The sequence below is a fragment of the Comamonas thiooxydans genome, from assembly GCF_000964545.1.
In the GTDB taxonomy this organism is placed as follows: domain Bacteria; phylum Pseudomonadota; class Gammaproteobacteria; order Burkholderiales; family Burkholderiaceae_C; genus Comamonas; species Comamonas thiooxydans.
This window is the reverse complement of record NZ_BBVD01000016.1, coordinates 70,036-88,462: the sequence shown is the minus strand read 5'-3', so window position 1 is coordinate 88,462 and position 18,427 is coordinate 70,036. Positions and strand designations below refer to the sequence as shown.

At 66.2% G+C, this 18,427-nt stretch carries 16 protein-coding genes and 1 pseudogene; 4 read left to right on the top strand and 13 right to left on the bottom strand.

Annotated features, from left to right (window positions below; translation table 11 throughout):
* Together Cth01_RS21215 and Cth01_RS21210 are read right to left on the bottom strand one after the other, a co-directional pair.
* A pseudogene (locus tag Cth01_RS21215) lies at positions 1-165 on the bottom strand (electron transfer flavoprotein subunit beta/FixA family protein); the annotation flags it as partial.
* Positions 166-184: 19 nt separating this feature from the next.
* Positions 185-1,351, bottom strand: a complete 1,167-nt coding sequence (locus Cth01_RS21210) for an acyl-CoA dehydrogenase family protein (protein ID WP_045840320.1) — start codon at positions 1,349-1,351, stop codon at positions 185-187.
* Between the two features lie 114 nt (positions 1,352-1,465).
* Between Cth01_RS21210 and Cth01_RS21205 the strand changes: the two genes are divergently transcribed.
* Positions 1,466-2,395 (top strand): LysR family transcriptional regulator, encoded by a 930-nt coding sequence (locus tag Cth01_RS21205; protein ID WP_045840319.1) that lies wholly within the window; start codon positions 1,466-1,468, stop codon positions 2,393-2,395.
* Here the strand turns inward: Cth01_RS21205 and Cth01_RS21200 are convergent.
* The 6 genes from Cth01_RS21200 to Cth01_RS21175 all read right to left on the bottom strand — a co-directional run bounded on the left by Cth01_RS21200 (position 2,392) and on the right by Cth01_RS21175 (position 9,622).
* Positions 2,392-3,573, bottom strand: a complete 1,182-nt coding sequence (locus Cth01_RS21200) for a CaiB/BaiF CoA transferase family protein (protein WP_045840318.1) — start codon at positions 3,571-3,573, stop codon at positions 2,392-2,394. The genes Cth01_RS21205 and Cth01_RS21200 overlap by 4 nt on opposite strands.
* A gap of 19 nt (positions 3,574-3,592) precedes the next feature.
* Positions 3,593-4,444: an IclR family transcriptional regulator gene (locus Cth01_RS21195; protein WP_052703410.1), complete on the bottom strand. Its 852-nt coding sequence runs from the start codon at positions 4,442-4,444 to the stop codon at positions 3,593-3,595.
* 5 nt (positions 4,445-4,449) lie between these two features.
* Complete coding sequence (locus Cth01_RS21190) at positions 4,450-6,387, bottom strand: AMP-binding protein (protein ID WP_045840316.1); 1,938 nt, start codon at positions 6,385-6,387, stop codon at positions 4,450-4,452.
* Positions 6,388-6,398: 11 nt separating this feature from the next.
* Entirely contained in the window at positions 6,399-7,604 is a 1,206-nt protein-coding gene (locus Cth01_RS21185; protein WP_045840315.1) for an acetyl-CoA C-acetyltransferase, read from the bottom strand.
* Between the two features lie 88 nt (positions 7,605-7,692).
* Entirely contained in the window at positions 7,693-8,442 is a 750-nt protein-coding gene (locus Cth01_RS21180; RefSeq protein WP_045840314.1) for an SDR family NAD(P)-dependent oxidoreductase, read from the bottom strand.
* 304 nt (positions 8,443-8,746) lie between these two features.
* On the bottom strand, positions 8,747-9,622 hold the full coding sequence (locus Cth01_RS21175; protein ID WP_045840313.1) for a MaoC family dehydratase: 876 nt from the start codon (positions 9,620-9,622) through the stop codon (positions 8,747-8,749).
* Between the two features lie 230 nt (positions 9,623-9,852).
* Here Cth01_RS21175 and Cth01_RS21170 point away from each other — a divergent pair, with 230 nt between their 5' ends.
* The 3 genes from Cth01_RS21170 to Cth01_RS21160 all read left to right on the top strand — a co-directional run bounded on the left by Cth01_RS21170 (position 9,853) and on the right by Cth01_RS21160 (position 13,093).
* Positions 9,853-11,001: an acyl-CoA dehydrogenase family protein gene (locus Cth01_RS21170; protein ID WP_045840312.1), complete on the top strand. Its 1,149-nt coding sequence runs from the start codon at positions 9,853-9,855 to the stop codon at positions 10,999-11,001.
* 480 nt (positions 11,002-11,481) lie between these two features.
* Positions 11,482-12,294, top strand: a complete 813-nt coding sequence (locus Cth01_RS21165; RefSeq protein WP_045840311.1) for an IclR family transcriptional regulator — start codon at positions 11,482-11,484, stop codon at positions 12,292-12,294.
* A 43-nt stretch (positions 12,295-12,337) separates the two neighbouring features.
* On the top strand, positions 12,338-13,093 hold the full coding sequence (locus Cth01_RS21160; protein WP_045840328.1) for an IclR family transcriptional regulator: 756 nt from the start codon (positions 12,338-12,340) through the stop codon (positions 13,091-13,093).
* A gap of 88 nt (positions 13,094-13,181) precedes the next feature.
* Here Cth01_RS21160 and Cth01_RS21155 read toward each other — a convergent pair whose 3' ends face one another.
* From Cth01_RS21155 to Cth01_RS21135, 5 genes are all read right to left on the bottom strand, one after another.
* The gene (locus Cth01_RS21155; protein WP_045840310.1) at positions 13,182-14,612 is read right to left on the bottom strand and encodes an MmgE/PrpD family protein; all 1,431 of its coding nucleotides are present in this window, start codon (positions 14,610-14,612) and stop codon (positions 13,182-13,184) included.
* On the bottom strand, positions 14,609-15,784 hold the full coding sequence (locus Cth01_RS21150; RefSeq protein WP_045840309.1) for a CaiB/BaiF CoA transferase family protein: 1,176 nt from the start codon (positions 15,782-15,784) through the stop codon (positions 14,609-14,611). Before Cth01_RS21150 ends, Cth01_RS21155 begins: the two co-directional genes overlap by 4 nt.
* Entirely contained in the window at positions 15,781-16,380 is a 600-nt protein-coding gene (locus tag Cth01_RS21145) for a DUF2889 domain-containing protein (RefSeq protein WP_045840308.1), read from the bottom strand. Before Cth01_RS21145 ends, Cth01_RS21150 begins: the two co-directional genes overlap by 4 nt.
* Positions 16,381-16,460: 80 nt before the next feature.
* On the bottom strand, positions 16,461-17,282 hold the full coding sequence (locus tag Cth01_RS21140) for a tripartite tricarboxylate transporter substrate binding protein (RefSeq protein ID WP_169749773.1): 822 nt from the start codon (positions 17,280-17,282) through the stop codon (positions 16,461-16,463).
* Positions 17,283-17,443: 161 nt separating this feature from the next.
* Positions 17,444-18,409, bottom strand: coding sequence for a Bug family tripartite tricarboxylate transporter substrate binding protein (locus Cth01_RS21135; protein WP_233425247.1), 966 nt, complete (start codon positions 18,407-18,409; stop codon positions 17,444-17,446).
* Positions 18,410-18,427 lie beyond the last annotated feature (18 nt).

Here is an 18,427-nt window from a genome sequence, read left to right as displayed (position 1 = left end):
GACAACACCTTTTTCCTTCAGGCGCACGGCTTCTTCGACGGCGATTTCGTCAAAGGGGTTCATGCTCATCTTGACGTTGGCGATGTCCACACCTGTGCCGTCCGATTTGACGCGGACTTTCACGTTGTAGTCCACCACGCGCTTGACGGGGACGAGAATTTTCATAATTGCAATACCTCAAAAATCAGAACGAGCGGGGCAGGCCCAACGTGTGCTGTGCGATGTGATTCAGGATCATGTTGGTGGAGATGGGCGCGACCTGATACAGGCGCGTTTCGCGAAACTTGCGCTCGATGTCGTATTCGCAGGCGAAGCCGAAGCCGCCGTGCGTCTGCAGGCAGGCGTTGGCTGCCTCCCAGCTCGCCTTCGCTGCAAGGTACTTGGCCATATTGGCCTCGGTGCCGGCGTTTTCGCGCGCGTCGATCTTCTGGCATGCCTTCCAGCGCATCAGATTGGCTGCTTCCAGCTCAATGAAGGACTCGGCCAGCGGAAACTGCACGCCCTGGTTTTGGCCAATGGGGCGTCCGAACACTTTGCGTTCGTTGGCATAGTCGCGCGCTTTTTCAAGGAACCAATAACCGTCGCCGATGCATTCGGCGGCGATCAGCGTGCGCTCGGCATTCAGGCCATCGAAGATCACCTTCAGGCCCTTGCCCTCGGTACCCAGCAGCGCATCCTCGGGCAGTTCCAGGTTGTCGAAGAACAGTTCGTTGGTCTCGTGGTTGACCATGTTCAGAATGGGGCGCACGGTCAGGCCGTTGCCGATGGCCTTGTCCAGCTCGACGATGAAGCACGACAGGCCGTCGCTCTTTTTCTGCACCTGGTCCAGCGGCGTGGTACGCGCCAGCAGGATCAGCAGGTCGCTGTGCTGCACGCGGCTGATCCACACCTTCTGGCCGTTGATGACCCACCGGCCATCCTTCTTCACGGCCGTGGTCTTGAGCTTGGTGGTGTCGCTGCCGGTGGTGGGTTCTGTCACGCCCATGGACTGCACGCGCAGCTCGCCCGAGGCGATGCGAGGCAGGTATTTCTGCTTCTGCGCCTCGGTGCCGCTGAAGACGATGGTGTTCATCACGTACATCTGGCCGTGGCAGGCTCCGGAATTGCCGCCGCTGCGGTTGATCTCTTCCATGATGACGGAGGCCTCGGCCATGGACAGGCCGGGGCCGCCGAAGTCCTGCGGGATGAGCGCTGCGAGCCAGCCGGCCTTCGTCAACGCGTTCACGAACTCCTCGGGATAGCCGCGCTTCTCATCCACCTGCCGGTGGTATTCGGCGGGAAACTGGTTGCACAGCGCACGCACGGCATCGCGGATTTCCTGGTATTGGTCGGGAGCAGAAAGTGCACTCATGGGTAAATGTCTCCAGTGGATGATGGGGTGTGTGAATCAATAGTAATATTTGATTGTTTCTAAAAAAAATAGAATTTTTTGATTGAATAATCAGTTTTCGGTATCGGACGCCTCATGGACCTCAAACAACTGCGCGCTTTTGTCACCGTGGCGGAGACCGGCAACGTCACGCGCGCGTCCAGCCTGCTCAATCTTGTGCAGCCCGCCGTCTCGCGCCAGCTGCGTCTGCTGGAAGAAGACCTCGGAACCGAGCTCTTCGACCGCAGCCGCCATGGCATGCAGCTGACTCCGCCCGGCAAGACCATGCTGGAGTACGCGCGCCGCATCCTCAACGAGGTGGCGCGCGCCAAGGCCGAAATCCAGCCCACCGAGGGCCCTGTGGCTGGCATCGTCAGCATCGGGCTGCTGGCCAGCACGTCGGATCTGCTGGCAACGCGGCTGGCCGCGGAGGTGGCAAGGCGCTATCCCCATATCCGCCTGCGGCTGACCATAGGCTATGCGGGCCACCTGCAGGACTGGTTGGAGGCCGGCGACGTAGATGCGGCCCTGCTCTATGGGCAAAAGGAAACCCCCACATTGCATGTAAAAGCGCTTATCGAGGAAAGCCTGTGGGTGGTGGCAGCGCCATCCGCCAAGCTGTCGCGCAGGAAACCGCTGACGCTGGAGCACGTGGCGCGCGAGCCCTTCGTGCTGCCCGCGGCTCCGCAGGGCCTGCGCGCGGTGATCGAGCATGCCGCCGCCGAGGCGGGCGTCGTCCTACAGGTCTTTGCCGAGACCAATGCACTGAGCGTGCAGAAGGAACTGGTGGCGCAGGGCCACGGCTGGTCCATTCTGCCCGCCGTGTGCGTGACGCAGGAGCTGGAGCGAGGGCTGCTGTGCGCGGCCCCGCTGGCTTCCAAGGGACTGCAGCGCACCATCGTGCTTGCCGCGCCGAGCAGCCGGCAGGCCACGGCACCCGTGCGCTGCGTGGTTGCCACGCTGCTGGATTGCGTCCAGGCCACGTTCGAGGAAGGGCATTGGCCGGATGCGCGCTGGCTGGGCTAGACGATCCTGCGCTGGCGCAGATCGGCGACGGCCTGCGCATCCAGGCCGATGCCGGCCAGGATTTCATCGGTGTGCTCCCCATTGAGGGGGGCCCGCTGGCGGATCTCTGGTGGGGTGCGCGACAATGACACGGGCGTGGCAAAGATGGGCACCTGCTTCGGTGCACCGGGATAGTCCATCCACTGGATGACCTCGGCAGCCTGGATGACGGGGTCTTGCAGCGCCTGGCGCGGGGAGTTGATCGGGCCTGCCGGGATTCGCGCCTTCTCCAGCAGCGCCAATGCCTCGGCCAGGGTCTTGTCTCGGCTCCACGCGCTCATCACGCCGCTAAGGAACTCGCCATGCTCGCCGCGCAACTGGTCGTCGGCAAAGCGCGGGTCGTCCACAAATTCAGGGTGGCCCACCAGATGCGCCCAGGCCTTGAACATGGAGCGGCCGATCACCTGGATGATGAACCAGCCGTCCCGGGCTTTGAAGATGTCGGATGGCGCATAGCTGCCCGCACGGTTGCGCGTGGCGGGACGGTCCAGGCCCAGTAGCGCCTCCTCGATCAGCGCGCCGCTGGCCATGTTCAGGCCCGTGCATAGCAACGAGGCATTCACCTCCTGCCCTTTGCCGCTGCGGTTGCGTTCGTACAGCGCGAGCACGGCGCCCAGCGCGCAGGCAAAGGATGTGGCGAAGTCCACCACGGGCACCATGGCTTTTTGCGGCTGCTCGGGCGTGCCGGCAATGTGCACGGCGCCGCTCAGGGCCTGGCCCACGCCATCGAAGCCCACGCGGTCGCGCACGGCGTCGGCAGTGCCGAAGCCATTGGGCGCGACAAGAATGATGTCGGGCTTGATGGCGCACAAGCTCTCATAGTCCAGCCCCAGGCTCTTGAGCGTGCGCGGCGGCATGTTGGCCACCACCACATCGGCATCCGCCACCAGCTTGCGTACGATCTCGCGACCCTCGGGGCTGGCGAGGTCGAGTGTGAGCGAGCGCTTGTTGCGGTTGAGCTGCAGGAACATCGCCCCCTCGCCACCCTCGGTGACGGGCACGATGTAACGGTCTTCCCCGCCCTCCACGCGATCGATGCGGATGACTTCGGCCCCATAGTCGGCCAGCAGCGCTGCACAGTAGGGCCCAGCGATGAAGCGGCCGAAATCGAGAACCTTGATACCTTCGAGAACTTTCATCTTTTCTTCCGCAATAATTTCACTGGCTGATGGTTGTGAATTCGGCTTGCAAGGACCGCCCCATAGCCACAAGGCCGGGCCCCATCTCACGCTCTATGCGCGCTCGGGTCATGCCCCGACTCGCCCCGATACAAGCGAGCACGAAGGGCGACGTCCCCTCCAACAGAACGGGTGCAGCCAATACACCCAGTTCGGGCTCCCACTCGCCGATCGCCGTGCAATAGCCTTTTTCTCCAGCCTGCGCCACGCCCTCCCAAACGCGACGGCGCAGCCGCGGCCAGTCCCTGGAGATGCGGCGCTCCACGTTCTCCAGCAAATAGCTTCGCTCCAGTTCCGGCAATGCCGCCAGTAGCGCCCAGCCCATGGGCGACAGCACCATCCCCACGCGCATACCCACGTGCAGTGGCAATGTGATGGAAGAGTCCAGACTGCTCCGGCACTCCAGCACCACCAAGTCGAGCCGGTCACGTACCACAAGGCATACATGCGCGCTGTGTTCGCGCGCGTAAGCGGCCATGCGTTCGCCCGCCAGGCCCTGAACTGCCGAATGCGCAATGGCCGCATAGCCCAAGCCAAGGACAGCGGGCGACAAGCGGTATTTGCGCTCCTTGCTGTCGTACAAAAGATAACCCAGCCGCACCAGCGACTGGGCGATGCGCGTGACAGTGGAGGGTGGGAGTCCGGTGCGCAGCGCCAACTGGCCGTTACCCAGCCATCGCTCGTTTGGTGCGAAAGCCGAGACAAGCACAAGCGCACGAACCAATGGCGTGACCACGGTGACACCCGGCTCAGGCTGCAGCCAGGCAGACATACTGGCCAGCATGGGCTGCGCGGCCAAGGCATGAGGGCTGAGTGCGGCACGTGCGGACATGGGCGTCAGGCTGCTGCTGCACGCACTTCCTCGAGCGCTGCCGGATTGTCCAGCGACGAAAGGTCGCCTGCAGGCTGGCCGCAGTACACGCTGCGGATCACGCGGCGCATGATCTTGGAGCTGCGCGTCTTGGGCAGTTGCCCCACCACGTGCACCTTGCCGGGCTTGAAGGGCTTGCCCAGGCGCTTTTCCACGTGGCCGGTGACGAGCTTGGGCAGGTCGTCCCGAACCGGATCCGTGCCCGGCTTGGGCACCACGAAGACGACGAGCTTCTGGCCCTTGTCCGCGTCGGCCACGCCGATGGCGGCGGCCTCGGCCACGCCGGGTAACTCCAGTACGACCTCTTCCACCTCGGCGGGTCCGAGGCGCTTGCCAGCCACCTTCAGGGTGTCGTCCGAGCGGCCCATCATGAAGAAGTTGCCCTCGGGCGTGCGCAGGGCCAGGTCGCCATGCACCCACAGGCCGGGGATGGTCTGCCAGTAGGTTTCCAGGTAGCGCTCGTCGTCGCGCCAGAACGATTGCGTCATGCCCACGAAGGGCGCGCGCATCGCCAGCTCGCCCACCTCGCCGGTCACGCTCTGGCCGTCGGGATTGACCACGTCGGCCGCCACGCCGGGCGAGATGGTGTTGAAGCCGCTGGGCGGGATGGGCCGGATCGGCACGCTGGCCAGCAGCGCGCCCGAGGCCTCGGTGCCGCCCGTGTAGTTGATGACGGGCGCCGTGCCGTCGCCGAAACGGTTCTGGAACCAGTTGAAATGCTCGGGCGCGATGCCCTCGCCCGCCGTGATGAGCAGGCGCACGCTGGAGCAGTCGCCCTGCAGCGCCAGCGCCTCGTTGGAGATCATGCCGCGGATCAGCGTGGGCGCGGAGCCAAACTGCGTGACCTTGTGCCGCTCGACGATGCGCGACATGCGCGACCAGTCGGGGTAATCGGGCGCGCCGTCGTAGCACACCAGCGTGGCGCCGCGCAGCAGCGCGCAGCCCAGCACCAGGGTGCCGGCGATCCAGCCCATGTCTGCCGGCCAGCAGTACACGTCGCCGGGATGCACGTCGAAGTGGATGAGCGAGTCGTGCGCGATCTTGATGGGGAAGCTGCCGTGCGTGTGCACCACGCCCTTGGGCTTGCCGGTGGTGCCCGAGGTGTAGATCACCATGAAGGGCGTGTCGGGCGTGACGGACACGGGCGGCTGGCCCTGGCCTGGCGCGGCGGTGGCGATGGCCTGCCAGTCCAGGTCGCGTGCGTCCTGGGCGGCTTCGCCTTCGGCGCGCTTCCAGATCACGTTTTCCAGCAGCGGCAACTGGCGCCACGCATCGCGCAGCGCGCCCTGCACGTCCACGCGCTTGGTGCGGCGCGAGAAGCCCGTGGAGGCAATCACCAGCCGCGCCTCGGCTGCCGAGAGGCGCGCCACGATGGCATCGACGCCGAAGCCGCTGAACAGCGGCACCACCAGTGCCCCCAGGTGCACCAGGGCCATCAGCGAGATGGTGGCCTCGATGCCGTTTTCCATCAGCAGGCCGACGCGGTCACCCTGCTGCACACCCTGCTTCGCCAGCCCGGCGGCGAAGTCGCACACGCGCTGCTCCAGCTCCACATAGGTGAGCGAACTCACACTGCCGTCTTCGCGTTCGGCCACGACGGCCTTCTGCTGCGCCGTGGCCGGGTTCTTCGCCCAGGCGTAGATGGTGTTGACCCAGTTGAGCTTGCCGCCGGGGAACCAGCTCGGAAACTGCGGGCCGCGCGCCAGGTCGATGTAGCCTGTGGGCTGCACGTCCCACTGGATGGCGCATTCGCGCATCACGGTGCTCCAGTAGCGCTCGGGCTCTGCCGTGGAGACGCGCATCAGTTCCTCATACGAGGACACGCCCAGTGCACGCATCAGTTGCACGATGCCGGATTTCTGCAGCTCGCGCTGGCCCGGCTGCCACATATCGGTAGTGGTCATGGTGGCTCTCCTCAAGCGCGCTCGACGATCATGGCGATGCCCTGCCCGCCGCCGATGCACATGGTCTCCAGCCCGTAGCGGGCCTTGCGGCGCTGCATTTCGTTCAACAGGGTGGTCATGATGCGAACGCCCGTGGCACCCACGGGGTGGCCCAGCGAAATACCAGAACCGTTGACGTTGAGCTTGTCCTCGAGCGCATCCATCGTGCTGCCCCAACCCTTCACGCAGGCCAGGGCCTGGCAGGCAAATGCCTCGTTGAGCTCGATCAGGTCCATCTGGTCGAATGTCAGGCCTGTGCGCGCCAGTACTTTCTGCACCGCGGGCACGGGGCCGATGCCCATGCGCGCGGGATCGCACCCTGCCGCCGCCCAGCCGGTCAGCCAGCCGATGGGTTCCAGGCCCAGTTCTTCGAGCTTGTCCTCCGCCACGATCAGGCAGGCTGCTGCGGCATCGTTCTGCTGGCAGGCGTTGCCCGCCGTCACCACGCCCTCTTTCATGATGGTGCGCATCTTGGACAGGCTCTCGGCAGTGGTATCGCCGCGCACACCCTCGTCCTTGCTCACGAGAAGCGGGTCGCCCTTGCGTTGCGGTACAGAGATGGGAACGATCTCTGCATCGAACAAGCCAGCGGCCTGCGCGGCAGCCGCACGCTGGTGACTGCGCGCGGCGAAGCGGTCGGCGGCCTCGCGGCTGATCCCGTATTCACGTGCCAGCGTCTCCGCCGTTTCGATCATGCCGCTGATGCGGCCAAAGCGCTCCTCGGGCTGCGAGCGCTCCCGGCCCCGGTCCAGGCGGTCGTAGAACTTGACGTTGCCCGCGCGCTTGCCCCAGCGCATGTCGGTGGTGTAGTACTCGACGTTGCTCATGCTCTCCACGCCACCGGCCATCACCACGTCGGCGGCGCCCGTCTGCACCATCATGGCCGCCGTAGCCAGGGCCTGCACACCGCCACCGCAGCGGCGATCCAGCTGCATGCCCGCCACCTCGATGGGGAAACCCGCCTGCAGCGCCACCCAGCGTCCTGTGCAGGGCGTCTCGCCGCTGGCGTAGCTTTGTGCGAACACCACGTCGTCGATGCGCGCTGGATCCAGCCCCGTGCGCTGCACGATGGCCCGCGCCACGGTGGCGCCCAGCTCCTCGACGGGAATGCCTCTCAATGCTCCTCCGTAGGCGCCCACAGGTGTGCGCAGAGGAGAGACGATGGCTGCTCGTTTCATGTTCGATGCCTTGTTTCAATAGGGTTTTGAATGAAATCAGCCTCCAGCAACCGTCCATCAAGCACTGGAAGCTATTATTTTTGATTTATCAGCCGTAGCGCCCGCCGGTCACGTGCAGCACTTCGCCGCTGATGAAGCCCGCGCGCTCGCTGGCCAGGAAGGCCACGGCGTCGGCGATGTCCTCGGGCTTGCCTACGCGCTTGATGGGCTGGGCGGCCACGGCGGCTTCCTTGATGGTTTCGTAGGTGGGCAGGGCCTGCACCATTTCCGTTTCCATGAAGCCGGGGGCCACACAGTTGCAGGTGACGCCGTAGCGCCCCTCTTCCTTCGACAAGGCTTTCGCCATGCCGATCAGCCCGGCCTTGGCCGCGGAGTAATTGGCCTGCGTGGGGTTGCCCAGGTGCGCGCGGGAGCTGATGTTGATGACGCGGCCCCAGCCCTGGTTGATGAAGTGCGGCATCACCGCCTTGGCCGCCAGGAAGGCGCCCTTGAGCATGACGGCCATGACGAAGTCCCAGTCATCCTCGCTCATCTTCACCAGGTACTTGTCGCGCGGCGATCCGGCGTTGTTCACCAGGATGTGCACGCCGCCGAAGTGGGCCACGGTTTCGTCGACCAGGCGCTGCACGTCGGCGCCCTTGGTGATGTCGCCCACCACGCAGTGCGCGGCAAAGCCCTCATCCTGCAGCGCCTTGGCCGTGGCCTGTGCCAGTTCGGCGTTGATGTCCGTAATGACGACCTTCGCGCCTTCTTGCGCTAGGCGCCGTGCCGTGGCGGCTCCAAGTCCCCGGGCCGAGCCGGTGACGATGGCAACTTTTCCTGTCAGACCTAAATCCATTGGTTTCTCCTGAGAAAAAGGGGGCTGCGGCGCTGTCTGGCCGCACCCAGTTCAAATCCACGCAGTACAGAACTGCTCGACGGTTTCGTTGATCCGCCGCCGCGTATCTGCGTCCAGGGCGGTACCGCCGCTGTCCGAGCTATCTACCCAGACATACCTCTGCGCCACTGGCTGCCGCCCGGCAACGCTTTGCGCGCTCCTGGGTACGTCGACACATCCGGCCCCGGCACGCCGTTGGCATGGCGCGGCTCCCAGGCCTTGTCCGTCTTGTCGTTCCATCACGCCCGGCTCCTTTCCGCTGCGGTCAGCACAGGTCCACCCGTGCGTTGTTCAAGACCACCACGTCGCGCTCTACCGCAGTGGTTCGCAGAGATACCGTATCGCCGCGTACCCACATCTCGGTACGCAGCGTGTCCCCCGGCCAGGCGGGTGCAGTGAAGCGCACGCGCATCCCTGCAAAGCGGCTGCTGTCGTAGCCCAGCAACGTACGAAGTACAGCGTGCGCAGCCACGCCCATCAGCGCCATTCCATGCAGAATGGGGCGTGAGAAGCCCGCGGCGGCAGCCACGGCCGGGTCGGCATGCAGCGGATTCAGGTCGCCGCTCAGGCGGTAGATCAGCGCGAGTTGCGCAGGTGTCGCCAGATCGCAGACATGGTCGGGAGCGCCCTCTGGCATGGCGTGGGGCGCGGGCGGTACACCGTCGCTGCCACCTGCGCCGAAGCCGCCGTCACCGCGCAACAGGCTCAGCTGCTTGACGGTAGCAAGCACTTGCCCCGTCGCCACGTCGGTGATATCTCGTGTCTGCTGCAAGAAAGCGCCCTTGCCTTCACCCTTGTCCCATAGGCCGGTGATGCGCGTCTGGCCACGTACGCAGCCGCTGGCTGGCAGCGGGGAGTGAATCCGGATTTCCTGCTCGGCATGCAGCAGCTTTTGCCAAGTGATGCCAGTGTCAGGCTCTCGCGCCCAGAAACCCGGATAGGCCAGAACGTTCGCCATGGTCGGCATTGCCTGCAAAGCGTTGCCGTCCTGCCCTTCGTAGAGGTACCGCAGTTGCCCTACATCCAATGGGTCTGACCCCAGGCCCAGACCTAAAGCGTATATCTGGGTGTCACGCCGCGTGTAGGCATGCTCGATGGGAGGAAATGCGCGCGCCAGCAGGCTACGGGGATCAATGGGCATGGTGTTTGGCTACAGGTAAACAACGGGCCTTAGGATGAAGAGGCGCCAACATCCGGTCAACAAACATGCGGCAAGCGTTCCGTACCTTGGCAAAGCCATTGGGTGCTTTGCCGGTGCGTCATAGCGAGAGTCTCTTCCATCTTTCGGAACATCGCCTCCAAACCCATTGCGCCGGCATCCATCCGGACCAACGATGGCGTCATCCACATCACCACACTGAATTCATCGCCATGATCCGCGACCAAGAAACGCTCAACGTCCTGCTCGACTCCATCAACCGCTTTGTGACCGAGCGCCTCATCCCCAACGAGGAGCTGGTGGCCGAAACCGACGAGATCCCTGCCGACATCGTGCAGGACATGCGCGACCTGGGCCTGTTCGGCCTGACCATCCCCGAGCGCTTTGGTGGACTGGAATTGACGATGGAAGAGGAAGTGCTGGCCGTGTTCGAGCTGTGCCGCGCCTCGCCCGTGTTCCGCTCGCTCATCGGCACCACGGTGGGCATCGGCTCGCAGGGAATTTTGTTCGACGGCACGCCCGAGCAACAGCAAAAGTACCTGCCGCGCCTGGCCACGGGGGAGATGATGGCCTCCTTCGCGCTGACCGAGCCCGAGGCAGGCTCGGACGCAGGCTCGCTGCGCACCACGGCCATCAAGGATGGCGACGTCTATGTGGTCAACGGCACCAAGCGCTTCATTACCAACGCCCCCCAGGCCGGCATGTTCACGCTGATGGCACGTACCGACCCCGCCGTGAAGGGCGCGGGCGGCGTGTCGGCCTTCATCGTCGAGGCGGGCACGCCCGGCATCAGCTTCGGCAAGCGTGACAAGAAAATGGGCCAGAAGGGCGCACACACCTGCGACGTGATCTTCGAGAACGTGCGCGTGCCCGCCGCCAACCTGATCGGCGGCAAGGAAGGCCAGGGCTTCAAGACCGCGATGAAGGTGCTGGAAAAAGGCCGCATCCACATCGCCGCCGTGGCCGTGGCCGTGGCCGAGCGCATGCTGGACATGGCGCTGCGCTACGCCGCCGAGCGCAAGCAGTTCGGCCAGGCTATCGGCAACTTCCAACTGGTTCAGGGCATGCTGGCCGACAGCAAAGCCGAGATCTACGCCGCCCGCTGCATGGTGCTAGACGCCGCCCGCCGCCGCGACGACAAGCTGCCCAACGCCACCGAAGCCTCCTGCGCCAAGATGTTCGCCACCGAGATGTGCGGCCGCGTGGCCGACCGCGCGGTACAGATCTTCGGCGGCGCGGGCTACATGAGCGAATATGCCATCGAGCGCTTCTACCGCGACGTGCGCCTGTTCCGTATCTACGAGGGCACCACGCAGATCCAGCAGACGCTGATTGCAAAAAACATGCTCAAGGAGCTGTGATTCCCGGGTAAACCATGCTCCAGCGCCATCCCTGGAGCAAAGGCGGATTGCCGCCCCAATGAGGCACCAATTGGAACGGACAACTGGGCTTTTATTGCATGCAACACGCTCGCCAGGTCCGCGACCACGGCGCCGCCGCTGTGGCCGCCATCCGGCATCCGGCATCCGGCATCCGGCCAGAATCTCCATGGCCTCGAGCGTCATGGGCCTGGGCGTAGCAAGCCACATCGGCCAAGGCGTGTGCCGCTCGCCGCCATGCAGAAGCGGCACAGCCTGCGCTGGGGAATAACCTCAGCGGTCACTGCACAAAATGTTTCCAAATGCACTCTCCCTGGTGTGCATGGAGCGGTAGGTACCAGGCCAGCGTTTACCCATAGTCGTCAGGCAAACTCACGCAATAAAGGGACAACCCTGATGACGGGAACCGATCCGCAAATTCTAATGACTGTTAGTTAGTTATTTGGTTGTTGAGAGTGCCCCATGACCCGCGACATTCCTACCTGCATTACCAATCCGCCCACCGCGCAGGCCAAGCACAACCCGATCGTTACTCCCTTCGCCCGGGCTCTTTCCGTTCTTTCGGCATTCACCCCCAGCGACCGCTGGTTGCTGCATGGCGATCTTGCAAGCCGCACAGGCCTGCCGGCCTCCACCGTGACACGCATGGTCCGAACGCTGCTGACCCTGGGTTATCTGCGCTGCGCCTCAGACGGAAGGCGGTTCTGCCTCAGCCCTTCCGCGCTCGCCCTGGGCTACCGAGCTGCAGCAGATTCCGAAATCCACCGGACGGTACATCAGCGCATGAGCGCATTCGCCGAGCGCCACGAGGTGCACGTTCACCTGAGTGGGCGCGACCGCCTGGACCTCGTGGTCATCGACAGCTGTCGCACTAACGCCATGCCCACCGAGCTACAACCGGGCATCGGCACCAGGATGGAATTGGCATCGACTGCCGCTGGCTGGGCTCTGCTGGCGAGCCTTCCTGAAGCCGAGCAGAACTATCTGCTGCAAAGCGCAGGCCAACGACCCTCCAGCGCCAAGTGCGAGGAGCAAAGGCGCCTGCGCTCGCGAGAAGCCATCGGACGGGTGCGTCAAGACGGTTTTTGCGTGGCGCCGGGCGAATCCGGGCAGCCCATGACCATGGTCGCCGCTCCCATCCAATTGACCGGCGCGGCGCCTCTGGCAGTGAGCTGCATGGCTCCTTCCACGCGTGTGAGCCGTACCAGAAGCACACGCGAACTCGGCCCTGCCCTGGTCCGCTTGGCTCAGGAAATCCAGTTCGGGAGAAACTGATGTGAGCTGCGCCAAAAGCACATCGACCGACAACTCCGCGCTCATGACTGTGGAGCGCGGGCTGGAAGTGCTGCGCGCCTTCCGCTCCAACCGTACCCCGCTGACCAATGCGGAGCTAGTGCGACGCACAGGACTTCCCAAGGCCACGGTCTCCCGGTTGACCTCCACACTGCTGCAAGTCGGCTTTTTGCGCCTGGTGCCGGGCAAGCGCGAGTTTGAGCTGTCCGCTGGCGCGTTGGGCATTGGCCATGCCTACCTGTCCTCCAACGACCTGCTGCAGGCGGCACAACCCCTGATGCAGGAACTGGCGGACCGGCTCGATGTCTCCGTGGCGCTGGGCATCCGCGACGGCCTTGACCTGCTCTACGTGGGCTACCGCGTGAGCCGCAAGGTCGCCACGCTGCGCCTGGGCGTGGGCTCGGTGTTGCCAATGCAAACGACCTCCATTGGCAGAGCTTACCTGTGGGGGCTGCCTCCCGAAGAACGGCGCCCCCTCGTCGAAGAGTACCTGCGGCGTGCGGGTGCGCAAGCCAATGCACTGGAGCAATCGCTGAACACCTCCTTCAACGAATTGGAAGCCCACGGCACTTGTGCGGTGCTCGGCGGATTCCAGCGCAATACCTATGGCGTGGCAATGCCAGTATGGCTAGGCCGCGAGCGTACGCTGATGGGCCTCAGCTGCGGCAAGGCCGACGTGAAGTTGAATCTGCAATCCGAGCGCGAGCGGATAGCTCCCGCTCTCAAAGAAACGGCCGCACGGCTCGAGGCGCTACTACGCGATTTCGAGGATTATCTGTGAATGGCCGGCAAGAGGCGGCAAGGGTGCTTTTTTGGCTTCAGCGCTTGCCGAACATTCCATGGCAGCTATCGTTTCTGAAGCATCATGTTCAGAAATCCAGAGCCTGCGCCAGACTGTGCGCCAGTGCCCTGCCGCCCTGCCCGCCATCCCAGATGCAGGCCTGCAGCCGCGCGCCGATGCGCCCGCCCTCGCCCCCGGCCAGGCCGTCGCCCTTGGCCAGGATCTGCTGCCGGGTCAGCGACTTGCGCGGCGTGCCCAGACTGTCCACCACCATGGCGTAGCGCTCGCTGCCGTCCGTGAAGCGCATGCGCACGCCGGTGGCGAAATGCTGGGGGTAGTAGGTGCGCGCCAGCTCCTCGCTGAGTTCGAAGCGCACCTTGTCCGCGATGGCGAGGATGGCTGCGTCCCCCATGTGCTCGTCGCCGTAGGCGTCGTAGCGCTGAGGGCCGTAGGCCAGCGTGGCACCCACGATGAAGGGGGCGCTGTACTGCGCGGCCATGCTGCCGCCAGGGCGCTGCAGCATGTGCTGGTCGGCAATGAGCTGCGGGCCGCTGATCGTGATTTCGCCGATGGCATCCAGGGGCGTGCTGAAATCGCGGGTGACTTCGCGCAGCGCGTCGATGGTGGAGTGGAACAGCCGGCAGCACGCATAAGGCTTGAAGCTGATGTTGCGGATCTGCAGACTGCCCGCCGGCTCCACATGGCGCAGCGGGCCACCGAACAACGCCGCCAGGCCGTACAGTCCCTCGGCCACTCGGCGCGGCGCCGTGACGGCGGGCATGCGCGCGAACTCGGCTGCCAGCACGCCGTTGCGCGCACCGAAGCCCGCGTGCACACGCTTGACCTCGCCGCCGCCGGCCTCGGCGGAGAACTGCATGGCGCCGCAGGCTTGCGACAGCGCATGGCCCCAGGCGGCAATGAGGCCGTCCTGCGTGACGGCCTCCGCGCCCGCATAGGCATGCAGACAGGTGCAGGCCGTGGCCGCGCCGAAGGAGCCGAACACCGACGTGGGGTGAAAACCCCGGTGCACCGTCTCCATCCCGCCGGCCGAGGCGCCCAGCAGCGCCATGGTTTCATAACCCGCCGCCAGCGCGCGCAGCAGGTCGGCCTGCGGTGCATCGGTGGCCGCGGCCACGGCCAGCGCGGCGGGGATGATGGCGGCGCCGGGGTGGCTCAGGGTTTCGTCATGCGTGTCGTCCAGCTCGCAGCTGTGCGCGGCAGTGCCGTGCACCAGTGCCGCGACCGAGGGGTCGGCGGACCAGCCGGTGCCCAGCACGGGGCTTGCCCCCGTGCCGGCGAAGCGCCGCGTCCACTGCGCGATCTCGCGCGTCCATGGCCGCGTGGCACCCCACAGGGAGACGATGAAGTTGTCCAGCAACAGTTGGCGCGCGGCCTCGGTGTCGGCCTCGGCGAGCGGCGCGTTCGCCACGCGGGCCACGTGGCCGGCTATCGAAGCCGTCAGTTCGACGCTGGCCGGGTCGTCCACGCATGCCCGGGCGAGCTTTTCCGGCGCGGTCACCGGGCCTCCCCGGGCGACAGTGCCGCGCCTGCGGCGTGCAGTGCATCCACGTCGGTGGCCGACAAGCCCCAATCGCGCAGCACCTCGCGCGTGTGCTGCCCTGGCCGCGCAGGCGGGCTCTGGATCGCGCCGGGCGTGCGGCTGAAGCGCGGCGCGGGCGCGGGCTGCGGCACGCCATCGAGTTCGACGAAGGTGCCGCGCTCTTTCAGATGCGGGTGCGCGGGCGCCTCGGCCATCGAGAGCACGGGCGTGATGCAGGACTCGGTGCCCGCCGCCAGCGCCACCCATTCGGCCTGCGTGCGGGTACGGAAGACAGCAGCAAAGCGCGCCTGCATGGCGGGCCAGCCGTCCCGGTCGTGCTGTCCGGTCAGCGGCTCGTCCTGCAGCCCCAGCACGGCGAGGGCGGCGCGGTAGAAGCGCCCCTCGTTGGCGGCCATGCTCACGTACTTGCCATCGCGGGTTTCGTACACGTTGTACCAAGGCGCGCCCGAGTCCAGGCGGTTGGTGCCGCGCTCGTCACTCCAGTAGCCTGCGGCGCGAAAGCCGTAGAGCAGCGTCATCAGCGAGGCCGAGCCATCGACCATGGCCGCATCCACCACCTGTCCGCGCCCGCTGCCACGCGCCTCCAGGATGGCACTGACCACGCCCAGCGCAAGGTACATCGAGCCGCCACCGAAATCGCCCACCAGGTTCAGCGGGATGGCTGGCGCCTCGCCCGCACGGCCCACGGCGTTCAGCACGCCGGTGAGCGAGATGTAGTTGATGTCGTGCCCCGGCGCCTGGGCCAGTGGCCCGGTCTGGCCCCAGCCTGTCATGCGGCCGTAGACCAGGCGGGGGTTGGCGGCCAGGCAGGCGTCCGGCCCCAGGCCCAGACGCTCGGCCACGCCGGGGCGGAAGCCCTCGATGAAGGCATCGGCCTGCGCCACCAGGCGCAGCACGGCGGCGGTGGCCTCGGGTTTCTTCAGGTCCATCATCGCGCTGCGGCGGCTGCGGTTGAGCAGGTCGAAGCGCGCATCGATGGGCGCGCCGCCGTCGTGCCCCGGCGGGCGGTCGATGCGGATCACGTCCGCGCCCAGGTCGGCCAGCAGCATGCAGCAGAAGGGGCCGGGGCCGATGCCGCCCAGCTCCACGATGCGGATGCCCGCCAGGGGGCCTTGCTTCTTGTCGGTCATGTGTTGTTTCCTTGTTCGTTCTTTGTGCCATCCGGTCGGTGGTACGCGGGCCATAGCAGCGCCACCAGCTCGCGCCCGGCGCCATAGGCGTAGCAGCTGTCGATCTTGCGCGGGCGGCCGCTCGCGTCGCTGTCGTCGCTGTGGCCCATGCGCACCGAGTACACGGTCTGGAAGGCGGCGCTCGCCAGGGGGATCAGCATTTCCTTGAGGTGCGTGCAGGTGTCGCCCGCGGGCAGGCGCTTGCGCACTTCGCCGCTCCAGCCGGGGCCGATGCGCACGCCCACCATCGCCTGCAAGGTGCCGCCGCCGCCGGGGCACTCGCGGTAGGGATAGGCGCGGATGGCGGTAGCGACTTCGCGGATCACCATGTCCTCGCCGAACGCCACGCGCAGGCCGTGGTCGTGGATGGTGTCGCCTGCCGCCACGTGGCGCCCGCCGCTGAACGGCTGAAAATCGTGCGTCTTGCGATCGGTGAGCCGGGCCTCGACCTCCAGCAGGCCATCGCTGCGGCGAAAGCCACGGAAGTCGATGCGCCGAAGGTGCAATTCCTCGCGCGTCACTTCACTGGCGGTGTTCGCGTCGGATGCTTGCGTCATGGTGGGGCTCCTTATTTTTCAAACCAAATTGGCCTCCAGCGCTTATACAGCAAGCACAAGCAGCTACTATTTTTGACAAATTACCCCTGGGTGAGCTGCACCAGGCGGCGCCAATGGACGGCTTCGCCAGCTACCGCGGCCTTAGCCTGCTCCGTATTCTGGAAGTCCTGCTCCAGGTACTGGGCGGCGCAGAAGTCCTTGAACCCGGGCGTGGCGGCGATGGCGCCAAAAGCGTCGGACAGCTTGCCCCGGATGGCCTCGGGCGTGCCGCGCGGCGCCAGGGCCCATATGGGGGAGACGAGGTCGTAGCCCTGGATGGCGGCCGATTCGTTCACCGTGGCCACGTCGGGCAGGTGCGCCGAGCGTTTGGCCGATGTGATGGCCAGCAGGCGCAGCCGGCCGCTCTTGACCAGCGGCAGCGCCGCCGCGCCCGAGAAGGCCACGTTGACCTGGCCGTTGCCGGTTTCGATCATGGCCTGCGAGCCGTTGCGGTACGGGGTGTGCACCATACGGATGCCGGCGATGGATTCCAGCAGCGCGCCGCCCATGTGCGAGGGCGTGCCCTGCCCTGCCGAGGCGTAGGTAACGGAGCCCGGCGCGCGCCGGGACGCGGCGACCACTTCGGCCACGCTCCTGAAGGGCGAGTCCTGCGCCGCCACCATGAACAGCGGCGAACTGGCGAGGCGGGCGACGGGCTCGAAGTCGGCCACCGGGTCGTAGGGCGTCTTATCGACCAGCGGCGTGGTGTAGTGGGCCGAGAAAGTGAACAGCAGCGTGGCGCCATCCGGCGCGGCCTTGGCCACGTAGTCCGTGCCCACCGCGCCGCCCGCGCCGGGCTTGTTGTCGACGATGCAGGGAGCATTCCACAGCTTGGTCAGCGCCACGGACACATGGCGCGCCACCAGATCCGTGCCCGCGCCCGCCGCGACCGGGACGATGAATCGGATCGGGCGGTCAGGCCACGGCGTCTGGGCGAATGCACGCGAGGCCAGCAAGGCGCCGGCGGCGGGCAGGCTGGCGAGGAAGGATCGGCGCGAGGTCATGGCTGGCTCCTGGAAAATTCTCAGCGCTGGGGGGCGCCCAGCGCCTTTTCCCAGAAACGCTCCATCGCTGCGACCTCGTCACGGGCCTCGGCCAGCGTGGTCGGCGCGGGCTGCAGCGACATGCCGCCCAGCTTGTCGAGCACGACCGGGTCAGCCAGCACCTTGCGCAGTGCCGCGTTGAATTCCTGCGCCGTGTCCTTGGGCAGGCCCTTGGGTGCGAAGAAGCCTAGGAAGGTGTGGAATTCCAGCCCGGCGATGCCCAGTTCCTTGAAGGTCGGCACATCGGGCAGCAGCGGCGTGCGCTCGGCGCCCGAGACAGCCACCACCCGCGCCTTGCCCGAGCGGTGCACTGCCATGGCCTCGGGCATGCCCGTGATGCCGGCCGGCACCTGCGCGGCCATGACGTTCTGGATCACCGGGCCTGAACCGCTGAACGCGACGGCCTCCATGGCCACGCCCCAATGGCGGCCCAGGGCCTGGCCGATCAGCGTCGGGGCGCCGCCCGTGAACGGTACGCCGAAGGAGCGCAGCGGCGCCTCGGCCTTCACGGCGGCGGCGAAGCCGGCGAAATCCCTGTAGGGGGTGCTTGCGGGAATGCTCAGCGTCCATACCGAGCGCGCGGCCTGGCCCAGCGCGGTAAAGCCCGCCTCGGCGTCGTACTTGGCGCTGGGCATGGTCAGCGGCACGGTGATCAGCGAGTGATCGACGGTGAACAGCAGCGTGGCCCCATTGGGCGCCGCCGCTGCCACGGACTGGGTGCCGATCTGGCCGCTGGCGCCCGGCTTGTTCTCGACGACGACGCTCTGCCCCAGCTCCCTGGACAGGCCCTGCCCCAGCAGGCGCGCGAGCACGTCGGTGCCGCCGCCCGCCGCATAGGGCACAACGACTTTGATGGGAGCCTTGAAAGCCTGGGCGGCGCCGGCCAGGGGCCACAGTCCACAAGCAGCAGACAGCGCCGCGCCCACGATGCTTGCTAATTTCTTCACGGTGCGTGTCTCCTCTCA